This is a genomic window from Enterococcus sp. DIV0176 (genome assembly GCF_050528535.1).
In the GTDB taxonomy this organism is placed as follows: domain Bacteria; phylum Bacillota; class Bacilli; order Lactobacillales; family Enterococcaceae; genus Enterococcus_B; species Enterococcus_B thailandicus.
Window position 1 is genome coordinate 537,633 of the sequence record NZ_CP172879.1, and the last position, 14,865, is coordinate 552,497.

The 14,865-nt window shown below is 34.5% G+C and carries 15 protein-coding genes and 1 pseudogene; 9 read left to right on the plus strand and 7 right to left on the minus strand.

The window, feature by feature from the left end:
• Window positions 1–38 precede the first annotated feature (38 nt).
• The gene (locus IGJ66_RS02605; RefSeq protein WP_270344662.1) at window positions 39–1,205 is read left to right on the plus strand and encodes an EndoS/ChiA family endoglycosidase; all 1,167 of its coding nucleotides are present in this window, start codon (window positions 39–41) and stop codon (window positions 1,203–1,205) included.
• A gap of 44 nt (window positions 1,206–1,249) precedes the next feature.
• On the opposite strand, the gene IGJ66_RS02610 is transcribed toward IGJ66_RS02605, so the two are convergent.
• Window positions 1,250–1,885 (minus strand): SDR family oxidoreductase, encoded by a 636-nt coding sequence (locus IGJ66_RS02610; protein ID WP_067481539.1) that lies wholly within the window; start codon window positions 1,883–1,885, stop codon window positions 1,250–1,252.
• A gap of 349 nt (window positions 1,886–2,234) precedes the next feature.
• On the opposite strand from IGJ66_RS02610, the gene IGJ66_RS02615 reads away from it, so the two are divergent.
• Complete coding sequence (locus IGJ66_RS02615; RefSeq protein ID WP_430616792.1) at window positions 2,235–2,909, plus strand: glycine zipper family protein; 675 nt, start codon at window positions 2,235–2,237, stop codon at window positions 2,907–2,909.
• 294 nt (window positions 2,910–3,203) lie between these two features.
• Here the strand turns inward: IGJ66_RS02615 and IGJ66_RS02620 are convergent.
• The 5 genes and pseudogenes from IGJ66_RS02620 to IGJ66_RS02640 form a co-directional block, all read right to left on the minus strand.
• A pseudogene (locus IGJ66_RS02620) lies at window positions 3,204–3,296 on the minus strand (putative holin-like toxin); the annotation flags it as partial.
• Window positions 3,297–3,676: 380 nt separating this feature from the next.
• A complete protein-coding gene (locus IGJ66_RS02625; protein WP_067481541.1) occupies window positions 3,677–4,312 on the minus strand; it encodes an ECF transporter S component in 636 nt (211 codons plus the stop codon).
• A 13-nt stretch (window positions 4,313–4,325) separates the two neighbouring features.
• Window positions 4,326–4,877 carry a phosphopantothenoylcysteine decarboxylase gene (gene coaC, locus IGJ66_RS02630; RefSeq protein WP_430616793.1) on the minus strand — a complete coding sequence of 184 codons (552 nt, stop codon included), beginning with the start codon at window positions 4,875–4,877 and terminating at the stop codon, window positions 4,326–4,328.
• Window positions 4,878–5,624, minus strand: a complete 747-nt coding sequence (locus IGJ66_RS02635; protein WP_075491833.1) for a phosphopantothenate--cysteine ligase — start codon at window positions 5,622–5,624, stop codon at window positions 4,878–4,880.
• Entirely contained in the window at window positions 5,621–6,610 is a 990-nt protein-coding gene (locus tag IGJ66_RS02640; protein WP_071868823.1) for an acryloyl-CoA reductase, read from the minus strand. The genes IGJ66_RS02635 and IGJ66_RS02640 overlap by 4 nt, the downstream gene beginning before the upstream one ends.
• Window positions 6,611–6,883: 273 nt before the next feature.
• Between IGJ66_RS02640 and IGJ66_RS02645 the strand changes: the two genes are divergently transcribed.
• From IGJ66_RS02645 to IGJ66_RS02665, 5 genes are read left to right on the plus strand one after another with little or no spacing between them, the layout of a single operon-like run.
• Entirely contained in the window at window positions 6,884–7,426 is a 543-nt protein-coding gene (locus IGJ66_RS02645) for a helix-turn-helix domain-containing protein (protein ID WP_067481550.1), read from the plus strand.
• A 17-nt stretch (window positions 7,427–7,443) separates the two neighbouring features.
• Window positions 7,444–8,529 carry an ABC transporter ATP-binding protein gene (locus tag IGJ66_RS02650; RefSeq protein ID WP_067481551.1) on the plus strand — a complete coding sequence of 362 codons (1,086 nt, stop codon included), beginning with the start codon at window positions 7,444–7,446 and terminating at the stop codon, window positions 8,527–8,529.
• A gap of 12 nt (window positions 8,530–8,541) precedes the next feature.
• Window positions 8,542–9,348 (plus strand): ABC transporter permease, encoded by an 807-nt coding sequence (locus tag IGJ66_RS02655; RefSeq protein WP_067481552.1) that lies wholly within the window; start codon window positions 8,542–8,544, stop codon window positions 9,346–9,348.
• Complete coding sequence (locus IGJ66_RS02660; protein ID WP_067481553.1) at window positions 9,348–10,175, plus strand: ABC transporter permease; 828 nt, start codon at window positions 9,348–9,350, stop codon at window positions 10,173–10,175. Before IGJ66_RS02655 ends, IGJ66_RS02660 begins: the two co-directional genes overlap by 1 nt.
• Window positions 10,172–11,245 carry an ABC transporter substrate-binding protein gene (locus IGJ66_RS02665; protein WP_430616794.1) on the plus strand — a complete coding sequence of 358 codons (1,074 nt, stop codon included), beginning with the start codon at window positions 10,172–10,174 and terminating at the stop codon, window positions 11,243–11,245. Before IGJ66_RS02660 ends, IGJ66_RS02665 begins: the two co-directional genes overlap by 4 nt.
• 578 nt (window positions 11,246–11,823) lie before the next feature.
• Here the strand turns inward: IGJ66_RS02665 and IGJ66_RS02670 are convergent.
• Window positions 11,824–12,723: a helix-turn-helix domain-containing protein gene (locus tag IGJ66_RS02670; protein ID WP_071868636.1), complete on the minus strand. Its 900-nt coding sequence runs from the start codon at window positions 12,721–12,723 to the stop codon at window positions 11,824–11,826.
• A gap of 408 nt (window positions 12,724–13,131) precedes the next feature.
• Here IGJ66_RS02670 and IGJ66_RS02675 point away from each other — a divergent pair, with 408 nt between their 5' ends.
• Both IGJ66_RS02675 and IGJ66_RS02680 read left to right on the plus strand, forming a co-directional pair.
• Window positions 13,132–13,833, plus strand: a complete 702-nt coding sequence (locus IGJ66_RS02675) for a thioredoxin family protein (RefSeq protein WP_071868637.1) — start codon at window positions 13,132–13,134, stop codon at window positions 13,831–13,833.
• 260 nt (window positions 13,834–14,093) lie between these two features.
• Window positions 14,094–14,342, plus strand: a complete 249-nt coding sequence (locus tag IGJ66_RS02680) for a hypothetical protein (protein ID WP_071868638.1) — start codon at window positions 14,094–14,096, stop codon at window positions 14,340–14,342.
• Window positions 14,343–14,865: the final 523 nt, after the last annotated feature.

Sequence of the window (14,865 nt, forward strand, 5' to 3'; positions counted from 1 at the left end):
TTGACGGAATGTTTTACAGAAAAAGAGGAGAAAACAAAATGAAGAAAATGAAGTTTGGATTTGCTGCACTCGTTTTTTTTGCTATGACACTTTTTATTCCTGTAACAGTTCATGGACAAGAACAAGAACATTCAACACAGACGATGGTTTACTATCGAGCTTGGCGCGATAAAACGATGCACGGTGTCAACACTAGTTTACCTGATGAAAATTGGCTGACAATGGATGACATTCCTTATGGGATCGACATTGTAAACATCTTTAGTTATGTACCAAAAGGGGAAGAAGAAAAAGCAGCACCTTTTTTTAAGGAATTGAAAGAACATTATGTACCTAACCTGCATGCACGCGGTGTGAAATTGACCAAGGCAATTGATTATTCAGAATTGCTAAAAGTCCCTTATGCTGGTTCGTTTCCAACAGAACAAGAATTTGATGCGTATGCGAATCAATTACTAGATGAACATGTACGCGCTTATGGTATTGATGGGCTTGATATTGATATGGAAACTTTCCCAAGCGCCACAGACATTGCTCTTTCAGATGGTGTAATCAAAGCATTAGCGAAATACATTGGGCCACTAGCGAATAATGGGACCGTTTTTGTTTACGACACAAATGGTTCCAACTTGGCACCTTTACAAAATGTTGCATCAAGTTTCACTTATTTAGGATACCAACAGTACGGCTCGGATGACACACGAACACAACGCGCAATCAATGATTATACCAATGTCATTGAAAAAGAGCGCTTTATGCCAGGTTTGACATTTCCTGAAGAGCAAGACAACAACCGTTGGTACGACACAAAAGAACCTTATGAAACAAGTAATATCTACAAAGTAGCAAAATTTACCGCAGACCATCAATTATATGGAATGTTTTTATATGCTTTGGATCGAGATGGGCGAACATATAATGAAGATGATTTGAATCATGTTGTGCCGTCAAACTTTTTATGGACAAAAACGGCTATTTTGCAAGCAAAAGGATTTACTTTAGAACAAGCGAAAAATATTGCGATTCATCATTGGAACCGAGTAAGTGAAGAAGGACCAATAAAAAATTCAGTCCTAGAAAAAATCAATTCTGCGCAATCTATTTATGAAGTGAACAAAGTATTACTAGGATCAAGTAATGATTTCGTAAATGACGGTGCAAGTATCACCTATGATCCAATTTATGAATTAACACTTATGAAATAAAAAATAAAGGTATGGCAACTACTCGCCATACCTTTATTTTTTTGCTATTTAGCTAGTGTCTTTGCAATTTCCTCAGTTCCTTCAGAAAGAACAATTGTCTTTCGCGAAAAAGCGGAAGTATCTACTAATTGGCTTAAAAATGCAGCAACTGTTTGCCGACTGATTGTTTTAGCAGCTTGTTCACCAGGCGCAGTTAATTGAATGTGTGAAACTTTTTCTTCGTTGGTCAAAGTAACTGGTTGAATAATCACATAATCTAAAGTCGTTTGATTTTTCAACCACTCATCAGCATAATGTTTTGTAATGTAGTAGTCGATCATTGAATCGGGCCAGTTTGCTGGATTATCTGCAAAAACAGCACTAATCATCAGGTAACGTTTCACTGCAGCTTGTTCTGCTGCACGAATAGTTTTGATTGCACCGTCAAGGTCGACTTGTAATAAGTTCTTTCCTTGAGAGCCAGCTGCAAAAATAACTGTATCGATTTCTTTAAAAGTGTTGCTCATTTCTTCTACTGTCCAAGTCAAATCAAATGAAACGTAAGTAACGTTATTTGCTTCAACGAGTGATTGTTTGGCAACATTACGAACACCAGCAGTAACTTGGTGGTCAGTCTTTGCAAGGTCTTCGATTAAATGGCGACCAATTTGACCATTGGCACCGACAACAAAAATGTTCATAGGAATCTTCCTTTCAGTTCAATTTCTTTCGCACCCATAGTAACACGAAGTTATTTAAATGTTCAGTGTTAACCCTTGGAAGGGAATGAAAAAGAAAGATAATATATCAAAGTAGAAAATGAGTTGAATAGTCTAAGAATGTTAGTCTAGACTTAATTTGGAGCCAACAAACTAATAAACTGATATTTATATAAAGTCTAGCAAATTTTCAGTATCCTCTCTGCGTAATTTAATTCTTTCTGACTATGAAATATTACCTTATAATGTGAGTTATTTAATTATAGAAGTAATAGCTGTATGCTATAATATTTTTTGTAAACGTTTACAAAAAATATAGGGGAGTGTTAAAATGAAAAAAGTTAAACTAATTATTACGATGTTGTCTTGTATGTTGCTACTGAGTATATTAGCCCCAGGTACTTCTCAAGTTATCTATGCTTCAGAAAATGATGATAGTATAGAAACAAATAAAATGTTTCAACCAGAGAAGATAACCATACTTGACTCAAATAATTTGTACAAAGCATTTGTTAATGAAATCAATAGTCCAGAAATGAAAGAACAAATAGCTTTTCACGAAGAATCACAAAAAACGATAGACTTGATTCAATCACTTATAGTAAAATATGATGGTGCTGAAGTCAAAATGTGCTATGCAGTTCAAACTCTAGGTGATTATATAGTACCATTAGGTAATGGATGGTCAGAAAAATTTGTGAATGGTGGTATTAATGAGTACGCAACCACTAAGGCAGGTTTAGCAAACTTAAGAGATTATTTAGGCGGTGCCGCTGTAGGATTTGCTGTGAATGGGGCAGCCTATGGAGCGGTAATTGGTGGAGTTATGGGGGCTGTCGTCGGTGTTATTATTGGAGCTGGGATATTAAGTAATCGTTGTAATCAAGGACAGGCTGACATTAAAGCTATGATTAATAAAGGTAGAACAAAAGGTGGTGTTCGACTGACGTTAACAGCAGAATTTCCCATTTGTAGCCTTGATTCACAAACACAATGTGCTATCTGATAATGTAATGATTATAAGATAGCTGATAGGAGTTTACGTATATGTTTCCGATGAGAAATTTTCTGATCTTTTCGACTGTTTTTGTAGTAATATTGCTGTTTATAAAATACTATAAAAATAATCGAAGAAAATAGTTTTCGACTATTTGGAAAGTAACTATTAAAAATCAAATACATAATGAACAATAAAAAAATGGGAGTAAAGTTAATCATCTTTGAGTTTCACCGCTAAAGACGGTGGCAAAGACATTCCTATATCAAAAAGAAATAGCTAGTCGTCTCGCTAAAGTGACGGCTATTTCTTTTTGTCGTTTTTAAGCACAGCCACAATCAAACCAATCAATGCGATGGTAAACATACCAAAGCCGAGAATGATTTGAATTGTTTCCTATGCGGACAAAAAGGTTACTCCTTTCGTAGCGTCCAGTACTTACATTCATAAGCACCACCACCTTTCGAAAAGTAACCACCGTCATTCAACTTCACTGTCAAATTTGATTATAGCATAAGCCTTCCTAAACATAAGTAAATGTTTGGGAAGGCTTTCTTTTTTATTGCTTTATTTTGTTTAATGAATGTGAGAAAAGCTAGACTAACCATTCAGGGTGATCGTTTTTGAAGCTGAACGTTTGGAGCCACAACCTTAATCACGGTGTTCCCCAAGCAACTTCTCGAAATAATTCATAACTGTCCAAAAATATGGAAAGCTATTTTTGTCAGTTGCTCATTATTTTTTCGAAGCTGAACGCTTGGAACCACAACCTTTGTCTACAATTCTTGCGTAGGGTTCGTCTTAACCAATTTAAGCAATACACTTGCTACACCAGCAGTAGCGAGTCCCGCAACAATTGCCTCAGGAACACCACTAGTAAAGATCACAGCCAGAATCGCTGAATAGACTGCATTGGTATTCGCACCAATTACTTGCGCATAATCTTGTTGGAATAAAAAATAAATCAAATTCATTACTAAAATCGTATTTGTAAGTGAACCGGCTAATCCTGCGATAAATAATGCGACAGGCGAAGTGTTTCTCTTAGAAAAACGTTTGAATCCCATATAAACAAAATAGGGAACGATTCCAATCAAAATTCGTGGAATAAACACAACTAACAATGCCTTCCAGCTACCTTGAGTAGTACCAATTACAGGGACTAAAGGTGAAAACACAAAGGAAAGTGGTGTTTGAATAATTGTGCTACGAATTAAGCTGATGAAGCCAAAAACGCCACCAAGGAATGCACCCAATCTTGGTCCTAAAACAATTGAAGCAATAATGACTGGGATGTGCATCGTTGTTGCGTTGATTGGGCCAATCGGAATAAATCCAAGTGGTGTGACTGCTAATAAAATCAGAATGGCTAAAAACATTGCGGTTAAAGTGAAATTTTTAGTGTTTTTCATCACTTTTCCTCCTCTACGTTGTTCGCTGATTCAAATGTAATAACACTTGATCAATAATTATTTGGACTTCTGCCAAGGCACCTTTACCAAAGTCACCACAAGCTAGTAGCGATTCTCTTGGTTCGATTTCTTGATAACCAACGGATTTCAAAGTAGCTAAGTTTCGCTGATTGATTGGATTTGTGTACATCGTTGTATTCATGGCTGGCGCAATCAATTTAGGTGTTTTTTCAGGCAAAGCAAGTGCAACAGTAGACAATAGATCATCTGCAATTCCATTTGCTAGCTTGCCGATGATATTCGCTGTTGCCGGAGCAACTAAAAAAAGGTCAGCTTGTTTTGCTAGTTCAATATGGTTGATTACTTTAGGATTTGCTTCTTGCATGACATCTGTATGGATTGGATGTTTGGCTAAAGATTGTAAAGTTAATGGTGTAATGAAATGGGTACTACTTTCAGTCATGATGACTTCGACTTGATAACCTAACTTCATTAATTGGTTAGTGATATCTGCACTTTTATAGGCAGAGATACTTCCAGAAATGCCAAGTAGAACAGTTTTCATTTAATCATCTCCTCTATTTTTTTGAACATTTGCGACAATCAGGTCTGCAATTTCTTTTTTCGTAAAAGCTTCAGCAATGGTTCCATCTGCTGCGAGTAAGTATCCATGATGATGTTCTTGTGAAATTTCGGTTAAGTCATTGGCTAAAATAAAATCAGTTTGATTTTTCACCAAGCTCTGTTGTGCAATCTTTAGTAAGTGTTCTTTTGAGACATCCACAAGTAGCTTAAACCCAACAATACACGCAGTAGGTTGCCAATCCCGCAAATAACTAATAATTTTAGGTGTTTTTTCTAAAACAATGACTAATTGATCTGTGTCAGAAGAAATTTTTTTGACAGAGTTGCCGTCAGCTTGCTTTGTTTGAGTCAACCAGTTATCAAAAGAAGTTTCAGTTACTTTATTTGTACCAAAACTTTCGATAAAATGCTCTTTTGACAAACTGAGGCTTGGAGTGAAATCACTGACGGCCATACTATGGATGATTGCGTCATAGGTTTTTGCTTGCAACAATGTTTCTAAAATCGTTAATAAATCATGGGTCGATTCAATCATATGGAGATGAATCGCGTCACTTGGTTCAGGTAACACACTGTTTTTGGTAGTGACATAATCAATGATTGCTTCGGGATTGTTCGAAAAAGCATCTGCAATTTGTTTGCCTAGTCGACCAGTCGAATGATTGGTTATCGCACGTACTTGATCAATTTTTTCCGTAGTGCCACCAGCAGTTATTAAAATGTTCATTCTTTTTCACCTACATGAACTAAAGTTCTTCCTTGATGTGTTCCAGCTAATAATTGAGCAATCGTTTCTGGTAATTGGGTAAGTGAAATTTCTGTGACCAGCAAGTCATCTGTAATTGCTAGTTCTGCCAAGGATTGCCAAATTTTTTCTCGTTGTTCATGGGGAACATTAACGGAGTCGATTCCAATCAACTGAATATTTCGCAAAATAAAAGGTAAGACGGTCGTATTCAATTCAATTCCGCTAGCATTGCCACACAGCGCAGCCGCACCATTATAAGAAATCAAAGGCAAAAGTTGACTCAATTGAGCGCCACCAACCGTGTCAATCACGTAATCAACTGTTTGTTTCGCTAACGGTTTTGTTTTTTCTGGTAAAAAAGTTGTAGGCTGAATAACCTGTGTTGCGCCTAATTTTGTTAGCCAAGATTCAGCAGTTGTTTTTCGAGAAAAAGCAGTGATAGTTGTAAAACCTAATTTATGCAGCAAAGCGATTGCCACACTACCCACGCCACCTGAAGCACCGGTAACTAATACGTGATTCGTTGGTTTCATTCCTTGTTCTAACAACGCATTTACTGCAAGAGCAGCAGTAAATCCAGCTGTTCCTAAAATCATTGCTTGACGTGTACTTAATCGTTCAGGTAACTTAACTAGCCATTCACTTGGAACCGCTTGATATTGACTGTAACCACCGGGGTGAGTAACACCTAGTCCGTAACCAGTAACTAAAACTTTTTCACCGGGCGAGAATTGTTCAGTTGAACTTTTGATAACAGTTCCAGCTAAATCAATGCCAGGCGTCATCGGGTAAGTCCGAATCACATTTCCAGATTCGCTACTAGCCAAAGCATCTTTATAATTAACATCTGAATAAGCGACTTCAACAAGTACTTCATTGTCTGCTAGTTCAATGGGTTCTTGTTCAATAATCTTTGCTTGAAATGTTGGATCCTTTGTTACTTGAAAAGCTTTAAAAGTTTCCATAATAAAATGAAACCTCCCTCAAAATTTTCTTATATCATACCATAAACGCATCATTTTTTTTGGAGTTCTTTCTCTAAGCTTTTTATAAAAAATGAGGAATGCATTCTGAAAAAAATTTTCTATGCTGTAGTTGTAAAATTATTTTTTTCCCGCATTCTTTTTTCTCCAAAAAAATAAACAGAAAGGGTTGCGTTTTTTGTCAAAATTCGTATACTAATACAGGTGATTGTAAACTTTAAGTTTACTATTAGAAAACTTCTGACGGAGGAAAAAATGGAAATCGGGGAAAAGTTACGAAATTTACGAATTCAAAAGAACTTGACACAAGAAGAACTTGGCGAGCGGACAGATTTATCAAAAGGCTATATTTCTCAATTAGAAAGAGACTTAAGTTCGCCATCAATGGAAACTTTTTTTTCCATACTTGAAGTCTTGGGTGTCTCACCAGAAGAATTTTTCCGCCAAGAAGCATCAAGTTTGCAAATCGTTTATTCAGCAGAAGATCATACGATTTATTTTGATGAAGAAAACGGTTATGAATTAGAATGGTTAGTTTCTGATTCAAATGAAAAAGAAATGGAACCAGTTCTCTTGACGTTTGAGTCAGCTGGTGAGTATAAGACATTTGAACCTTCTTTATCCGAAACGTTTATTTTTGTGTTAGAAGGGGAGTTAGAGTTAACCTTAGGTGAGAAGAGTTATTTTGCAAAAGCAGGTCAATCTGTTTATTATCAAGCGACAAAGCAACATCAGTTGAGAAATCATTTGACGACCAAGACGAAAGTATTGATTGTTGCGACAAAATCGTATTTATAAATTGGAGGTATGAAGAAGTGGGGAACCCAATTATTGCGTTTGATCGAGTAGTGAAACGCTATGACGATGAAACAATTTTAAAAAAGGTTAGTTTTGAAATTGAGCAAGGGAAATTTTATACGTTGTTAGGGCCTTCGGGATGTGGGAAAACAACGATTTTACGAATTATCGCTGGTTTTACGGAAGCTACTGAAGGAGATATTTATTTTGAAGGGAAACGACTGAACGATCTTCCCGCAAACAAACGTCAAGTAAATACGGTTTTTCAAGACTATGCGTTATTTCCTCATATGAACGTATTTGATAATGTTGCTTTTGGATTACAAATTAAAAAAATGCCTAAAAATGAAATTCGAAAAAAAGTGACGGATGCGTTAAGAATGGTTCAGCTTCCTGGGTACGAAACGAGAGAAATCAGTGAAATGTCTGGAGGACAAAGACAGCGTGTTGCGATCGCACGCGCCATTGTTAATGAGCCAAAAGTCTTGTTACTTGATGAGCCATTATCTGCTTTGGATTTAAAACTACGAACAGATATGCAATATGAATTACGTGAATTGCAACAACGTTTAGGAATCACTTTTATTTTTGTAACACATGATCAAGAAGAAGCTTTGGCAATGAGTGACGAAATTTTTGTTATGAATAAAGGCAAAATTGTTCAAAGTGGTACACCAGTGGACATTTATGATGAGCCGATTAATCATTTTGTTGCTGATTTTGTTGGAGAAAGTAATATTGTTGATGGTGTGATGATTGAGGACAACTTAGTCGAATTTGTTGGGAAACAATTTGAGTGTGTAGATGGTGGAATGCGTCCCAATGAACCAGTTGAAGTCGTTTTACGCCCAGAAGATTTGAATATTACGACACCAGACAAAGGAAAATTAGTTGTTACCGTAGACACACAGCTGTTCCGTGGCGTACACTATGAAATTATTTGTTTTGATGAACAACACAATGAATGGATGGTTCATTCAACGAAGAAAGCCAAAGAAGGAAGTAAAGTAGGTCTTTCTTTTGAACCAGAAGATATCCATGTTATGCGTTTCAACGAATCAGAGGAAGACTTTGATGCACGATTAGAAAGCTATGAAGAGTAAGGGGGCTGTGTAATGAAAACAATGCGGAGAATTTATTCAGTCCCTTATATGTTGTGGCTAGGATTATTTGTAATTGCGCCAGTTATCATGATTATTTATCAATCGTTTTTTGACATGAATGGGCACTTCACCTTAGCCAACTACGCTACGTACTTTACCTCAGGAACGTATCTTTGGATGACCTTTAACTCTGTCTGGTATGCGTTTTTGATTACAGTTTTTGCGTTACTAATTAGTTATCCAACAGCTTATTTTTTGACCAAATTGAAACATAAACAATTGTGGCTGATGCTGATTATTTTGCCAACGTGGGTCAACTTACTGCTGAAAGCTTATGCATTTATTGGTATTTTTAGCATCAATGGAAGTATCAATCAGTTTTTTGACTTCATTGGTATTGGCACGAAACAAATTTTATTTACCGATGTGAGTTTCTTATTTGTTGCGACTTATATTGAGATTCCCTTTATGATCATGCCAATTTTTAACGCGCTAGAAGAGTTGAATCCATCGTTAATTAGTGCGAGCCGTGATTTAGGTGCAAATAATCTAGAAACATTTCGTCGCGTGATTTTTCCTTTATCTTTAAATGGTGTGAAAAGTGGGGTCCAAGCAGTCTTTATTCCTTCACTTTCTTTATTCATGTTAACGCGACTGATTGGAGGAAACCGTGTGATCACTTTGGGGACAGCAATTGAGCAACACTTTTTGGTCACCCAAAATTGGGGAATGGGTTCGACGATCGGTGTTATTTTGATTATTGCGATGTTCGTGGTCATGCTTTTAACCGGTGAGAAGAAAAAAGGAGGGCGATCTTGATGAAAAAATTCAAGTGGTCATATGTTTATCTAGCCATTGTTTTTTTATTGTTGTATTTGCCAATCTTTTATTTGATTTTCTACTCCTTTAATGATGGCGGCTCTATGACAAGTTTTACTGGCTTTACTTGGGAAAATTACCAAGCAGTTTTTGAAGACACGCGTTTGATTATTATTGTATTAAATACATTCATGCTTGCCTTTTTATCTGCATTGTTAGCTACGATTATCGGGACGTTTGGTGCAATGGGGATCTATTACACGAAAAAAAGAAGTTCACGCACAGCTTTGTTGAGTATGAATAATATTTTATTGGTTTCACCAGATGTAATTATTGGTGCCAGTTTTTTGATTTTTTTCACTTTACTGGGCTTTGGTTTAGGATTCCAAAGCGTGTTACTTTCGCATATTGCGTTTAGTATTCCGATTGTGGTACTGATGGTGCTACCAAAGTTACAAGAAATGAACGATTCGATGGTTGATGCCGCACGCGATTTAGGCGCAAATAATTTTCAGGTAGTAAAAAATATCATTTTACCTTTTCTTTCTCCGGGAATCATTGCGGGGTATTTCATGGCGTTTACCTATTCATTAGATGATTTTGCTGTGACCTTCTTTGTTACAGGGAATGGGTTTACTACCTTATCAGTAGAGATTTATTCTCGTGCACGCCAAGGAATTAGCTTAGAAATCAATGCGTTGAGTGCGCTCGTTTTCTTGTTCTCGATGATTCTAGTGATTGGCTATTATTTTATTAGTAAAGAAAATAGTCCCAAACGAGGTAAAAAAAATCGTCGAGTACGTGAGGAGGTGGCAAAACTACAATGAAAAACTTGCAATCCTTATTTTTTGGTATCGTGATGATTATTGTTGTTTTGTTATTCGGCGTTCATCAATTGGAAAAATCAAGTGGCATGACCAATGCCAAAATTTTAACGATTTACAACTGGGGCGACTATATCGATCCTAGTTTGTTGACTAAATTTGAAAAAGAATATGGTTATAAAGTCAACTACGAAACATTTGACTCAAATGAAGCGATGTTTACGAAAATCCAACAAGGTGGAACGAATTACGATATCGCGATTCCAAGTGAATACATGATTCAAAAAATGATTAAGGAAGAATTACTGTTGCCACTGGATCACTCCAAAATCACAGGGTTGAACAATCTCAATCCACGATTTTTAAATTTGGCTTTTGATGAAGGAAATAAATACTCGGTTCCTTATTTTTGGGGAACTTTGGGGATTGTTTACAATGATAAGTTTTTAAATGCAGGACAAATGCAACATTGGGACGATTTATGGCGACCAGAAGTGAAAGATAGCTTGATGTTGATTGATGGTGCCAGAGAAGTGATGGGACTTTCTTTAAATAGTTTGGGTTATTCCTTGAATAGTAAAAATCTTTCAGAGTTACAAGAAGCTGCAGACAAATTAAATCAGCTAACCCCAAATGTCAAAGCAATCGTAGCGGATGAAATCAAAATGTACATGATTAATGAAGAAGCATCCGTTGCTGTAACTTTCTCAGGAGAAGCAGCCGACATGATGTCAGAAAACGACCATTTGCATTATGTTATTCCCACAGAAGGTTCAAACTTATGGTTTGATAACATTGTGATGCCAAAGACCGCAAAGAATACGGAAGGCGCGTACGATTTTATCAATTTTATGCTTAAACCAGAAAATGCAGCACAAAATGCAGAATATATTGGCTATTCAACACCGAATGCTGCAGCAGAAAAATTATTACCAAAAGAAATTTCCGGGGATGAACAATTCTATCCATCAGATGAAACGATTGCTCATCTAGAAGTCTATGAAAATCTTGGTCCGAAATATTTGGGTATCTACAATGATTTATTTTTGGAATTCAAGATGTATCGCAAATGATGACAAAACTCAGTAAAACTGGCGAAAACTCAAGGCTCAAAAGCCTTTGTTTACGTGCTTTTAAAAGCTCAGTTTTCCAATTTTCTACCAAAAGCGTCTTTTTAGGCGCTTTTTTGTGTTATTTTATTTTTTCTATCACAGTTTTCTACCAGAGAAAAGTGGCTAAAAAGGCTATGATGTAGGGGATAGTTCGATAAATAAAAAAACAATAATCAAAGTTGAATTGATTCTCTCTGAAAAGATTGTAGCAAATATCGTTACAGCTTTTTTATGTATCAGTTGGCGGGGAACCTTAAGACAGAAATACAGACTTAATAAACAGAACTAAAGTCTCTAAATTTTTAGCTTTAGTTCTTCTCTGGCATCCAATTGCTTAGTTCAACTCAAAATGCAGTATATTTTAGTACCTTTCAGCTCATTAGTTTTGTTGATTTTAACAGAATTTATTTCCACTCGGACATTCATTATCTTCTTTTAATTCATTTTTGTTGTTTCAAAGCTTTTATACGTACTTAGTAACTAGCGTAACTGTTTAAATTCACAGTAATCGATCCTATTTTACTATTCACTTTCAATGATTAATCCACAAAAATTATTGGTGTAGTATTGTAAATAAGTTCAAATTTCCTTAAGTCAACTTTGAAGCGTTTAGATAGGCTATGAGAACCTATCATTTTTAATCCTTCAAAATACTCTATTAACTCATTTACTCGTCCAGATTCTTCCGTTAAATGTTTAAAAAGTAATTTATAAAAATTACAGTAAACTTCTGTATCGCCAAAAAATAGAAGTTTGTGACGAACGTCAGTCATCTTCTCTAAATATTTTTTTGCTAAAGTAGTTTCTTTACGTTCGAGCATTAATAAAAAGGCATTGTTATACATACCAATCAATATGGAATGAAAAATCTCATAATCCTTATGTTTTTCTATTTTTTTTTCAACGCCTGATAATCTACCGTTTATGTAATTTGTTTCAAAAATAAATAAAAGCGTAGTAAAGGTTGCCATTTCAAATCGGCCCCACTCATCAACAACTTCCAAATATTTTTTTAACTCGGCTAAATATTTTTTGTCAGAATTATTTAGTTTTCTTTCACTATCTGCTAGTTGATACCAATCAATCGTCTTAACAACTAAGTAATTTCTGATATCTACAATATTGTTTGTCTTTCTAACTTTTTCTCGAAGTGTTCGTAACGTACGTTGGGAATTTGGTTTATCTTCTCTGATTTTCTTTATTAATTTCTTTAAACGCCAATTCTTTTCTCTTACGCTATCTTTGTCTAAATAAAAAACAAATTCATCTAAGCTTAGATTCATTCTTTCCAATAATTCAATTAAAACAAAAAATGGAATCTTTGTTTTGCCATTTTCATATTTTACAAACGTTTCTCTAGTCGTTATTCCTTCTGATAGCTCTTTTTGATAAATTCCTCTTTCTACCCGAAGTTTTCTTAGTAGCTCATGAATTTCCATAGACTCTCCGTTATTTTATTTTTTATGATGTGAAAATTTTGACCATAATTTAAATTCTTTTTTCTTAGTTACTATAATAGAATAGCACATGTGAAGAACAAAACAATGAGGTGATAAAAATATGTTTGTTTTTTAGTGCGACCATTCAAAGAGTAGTTTATTGGTGTTTGTTATTTTTTTAAAAGGGTAAGGAGAATTTTTTTGATAAATAAATAGTAAAGAAAATCCATTATCGCAAATTAGCCTTATAATGGTTTGCGTGCTTGGCTTATTTCCGATTACATATTTAATCAATCGCTTTAATAGCTATTCTAATATTGTCCAAATTACGTTATTAACAATTTTTATTGTTAGTGGCTTTATCATAACAAATCATATATTTAATACTAAATGGGAGAAAGAACGACTATGAAAAAAACAATTCTTGACATCTTTAAATATAGTGGTATTTCATTTTTTGCAACATTTTTAATTCTAGTTGCTTTGATAATTCCAAATGGAGTAAATAGTTTTTTAAACGGAACAAGTTTTCAGGTACCATTGAACATGTTAACCATAGCGGGAGTCGCAAACGGCTCTGAAAATTCATTAGAAATACATTTCACACAAATCTTTTTTTGGCAAATATTACTTTTATATACTTGTTTAACTTTCATAATTTTTGGAATAGTTTATGCTAAAAAAAATAAAAAAGCCCTTTATTTGGTAATATCATTGTTAGCAATGGGGACACTTGTGTTAGGCTCGGCTCAATTATCAAGACTTCAACAAGAACCTCTAAAGACAACTACAGTTCAAGATATAGACTCTATCATCAATAGTAAGGGAAATAGTATTATTTACGTTGGCAGAGAAAATTGTCCAGATTGTATACTATACAAACCTAAGTTGATTTCTTATTTGGAAAAAGAAAAATTAGAAATTAATTACCTAGATACTACTGGCAATAAAAACGATGTTGATGATTTCAGAAAATATTATAATAAATTAGGTGTTGAAAGTATTCCTGCGGTTATTTTTATAAAAAATGGTGAAATAGAGCAAATCTTGTATGGAGATAAGGAAGCTAAAAATATAGAACATACCATAAAATTTTTTGAAACCTCGTGAATTTGTTGTCACAGTAGCGATGAAATGTAGGTAAACATACGGCGAAAAAGGTTAGTCTATTACCAGTTTGGGTTTATCAATTTTCTACCATAGAAAAATATTGATATGTTGGGAAAGATAGTCGAGTCTATAAAGTAAACCGTCGATATAAATAACCAGATAGGTGTTAGAATTAGGAACACTAAATTTAACGAGGTAGAGAAAAAAAGATTAAAGTAGTTTTCACGTATAAAACAGCTAAAGAGAATTTACCTGAATTAATGGGTGAGCTTGCTGAATCTGCAAGCAATCCTAAATTTGTATCGAACGTGACAAACGAAAAAATTGATATGTTTAAAAGGATAGTTGGAGATGATGTTTATATTGTTTTAGATATTTATTATAATTCAAGAGAAGATTATGAAATAAGAACAGATTTTGAATGTATTATGGTGGAATGGAACGATATTTGGTTTTCTCCGAATAATAAACATGAAGAAGTTCGCGTGGGAGTATTTGATGTTCTTTGAGACGAGTGTATGTAGTTGAACAGCGACGATGGAGAGGTTTATACTTTTAATCATTACTTTTTAATTTGGACTAAGTGTGCTTAATTATGAACTCGATTTCTTTAGGATAAAAACATTAATAATGTTGTGTATAGTTAGTTGCGTTAATAGATTTTAATGTAAAAAAACTACATTATTATTCTTGAACTAAAATTTTATGTTAATAAAAAGAATCAAAAATACTGTACAATAAATTTAAGTATCAATAAAAACAAACTAGAACAGTTTTTAACAGATGGATGAAGTTAATACTTGAGTGGAGGTGCTAGTTCTGAAGAAAATAAATAGCAAAACAACTATTTTAGTTAGCCTTGTGAATTTTTTATTAGCAATCTATTGGTTAGTTTTTCATTTCAATAACATGCATCTAGTAGATGTTTTTATCATTGGCTGGCTTATAATAAATTTTATTTTACTTTTCAGTAGTGCTGTCAAAAAATAATAAAAATTTGGACATTAGATGTTCTACCAAAAGCGTCTTTTT

Coding starts and splice junctions, on each gene's coding strand:
- IGJ66_RS02605 (WP_270344662.1), top strand. CDS start 39: ATGAAGAAAATGAAGTTTGGATTTGCTGCACTCGTTTTTTTTGCTATG.
- IGJ66_RS02610 (WP_067481539.1), bottom strand. CDS start 1,885: ATGAACATTTTTGTTGTCGGTGCCAATGGTCAAATTGGTCGCCATTTA.
- IGJ66_RS02615 (WP_430616792.1), top strand. CDS start 2,235: ATGAAAAAAGTTAAACTAATTATTACGATGTTGTCTTGTATGTTGCTA.
- IGJ66_RS02625 (WP_067481541.1), bottom strand. CDS start 4,312: ATGAAAAACACTAAAAATTTCACTTTAACCGCAATGTTTTTAGCCATT.
- coaC (WP_430616793.1), bottom strand. CDS start 4,877: ATGAAAACTGTTCTACTTGGCATTTCTGGAAGTATCTCTGCCTATAAA.
- IGJ66_RS02635 (WP_075491833.1), bottom strand. CDS start 5,624: ATGAACATTTTAATAACTGCTGGTGGCACTACGGAAAAAATTGATCAA.
- IGJ66_RS02640 (WP_071868823.1), bottom strand. CDS start 6,610: ATGGAAACTTTTAAAGCTTTTCAAGTAACAAAGGATCCAACATTTCAA.
- IGJ66_RS02645 (WP_067481550.1), top strand. CDS start 6,884: ATGGAAATCGGGGAAAAGTTACGAAATTTACGAATTCAAAAGAACTTG.
- IGJ66_RS02655 (WP_067481552.1), top strand. CDS start 8,542: ATGAAAACAATGCGGAGAATTTATTCAGTCCCTTATATGTTGTGGCTA.
- IGJ66_RS02660 (WP_067481553.1), top strand. CDS start 9,348: ATGAAAAAATTCAAGTGGTCATATGTTTATCTAGCCATTGTTTTTTTA.
- IGJ66_RS02665 (WP_430616794.1), top strand. CDS start 10,172: ATGAAAAACTTGCAATCCTTATTTTTTGGTATCGTGATGATTATTGTT.
- IGJ66_RS02670 (WP_071868636.1), bottom strand. CDS start 12,723: ATGGAAATTCATGAGCTACTAAGAAAACTTCGGGTAGAAAGAGGAATT.
- IGJ66_RS02675 (WP_071868637.1), top strand. CDS start 13,132: ATGAAAAAAACAATTCTTGACATCTTTAAATATAGTGGTATTTCATTT.
- IGJ66_RS02680 (WP_071868638.1), top strand. CDS start 14,094: ATGGGTGAGCTTGCTGAATCTGCAAGCAATCCTAAATTTGTATCGAAC.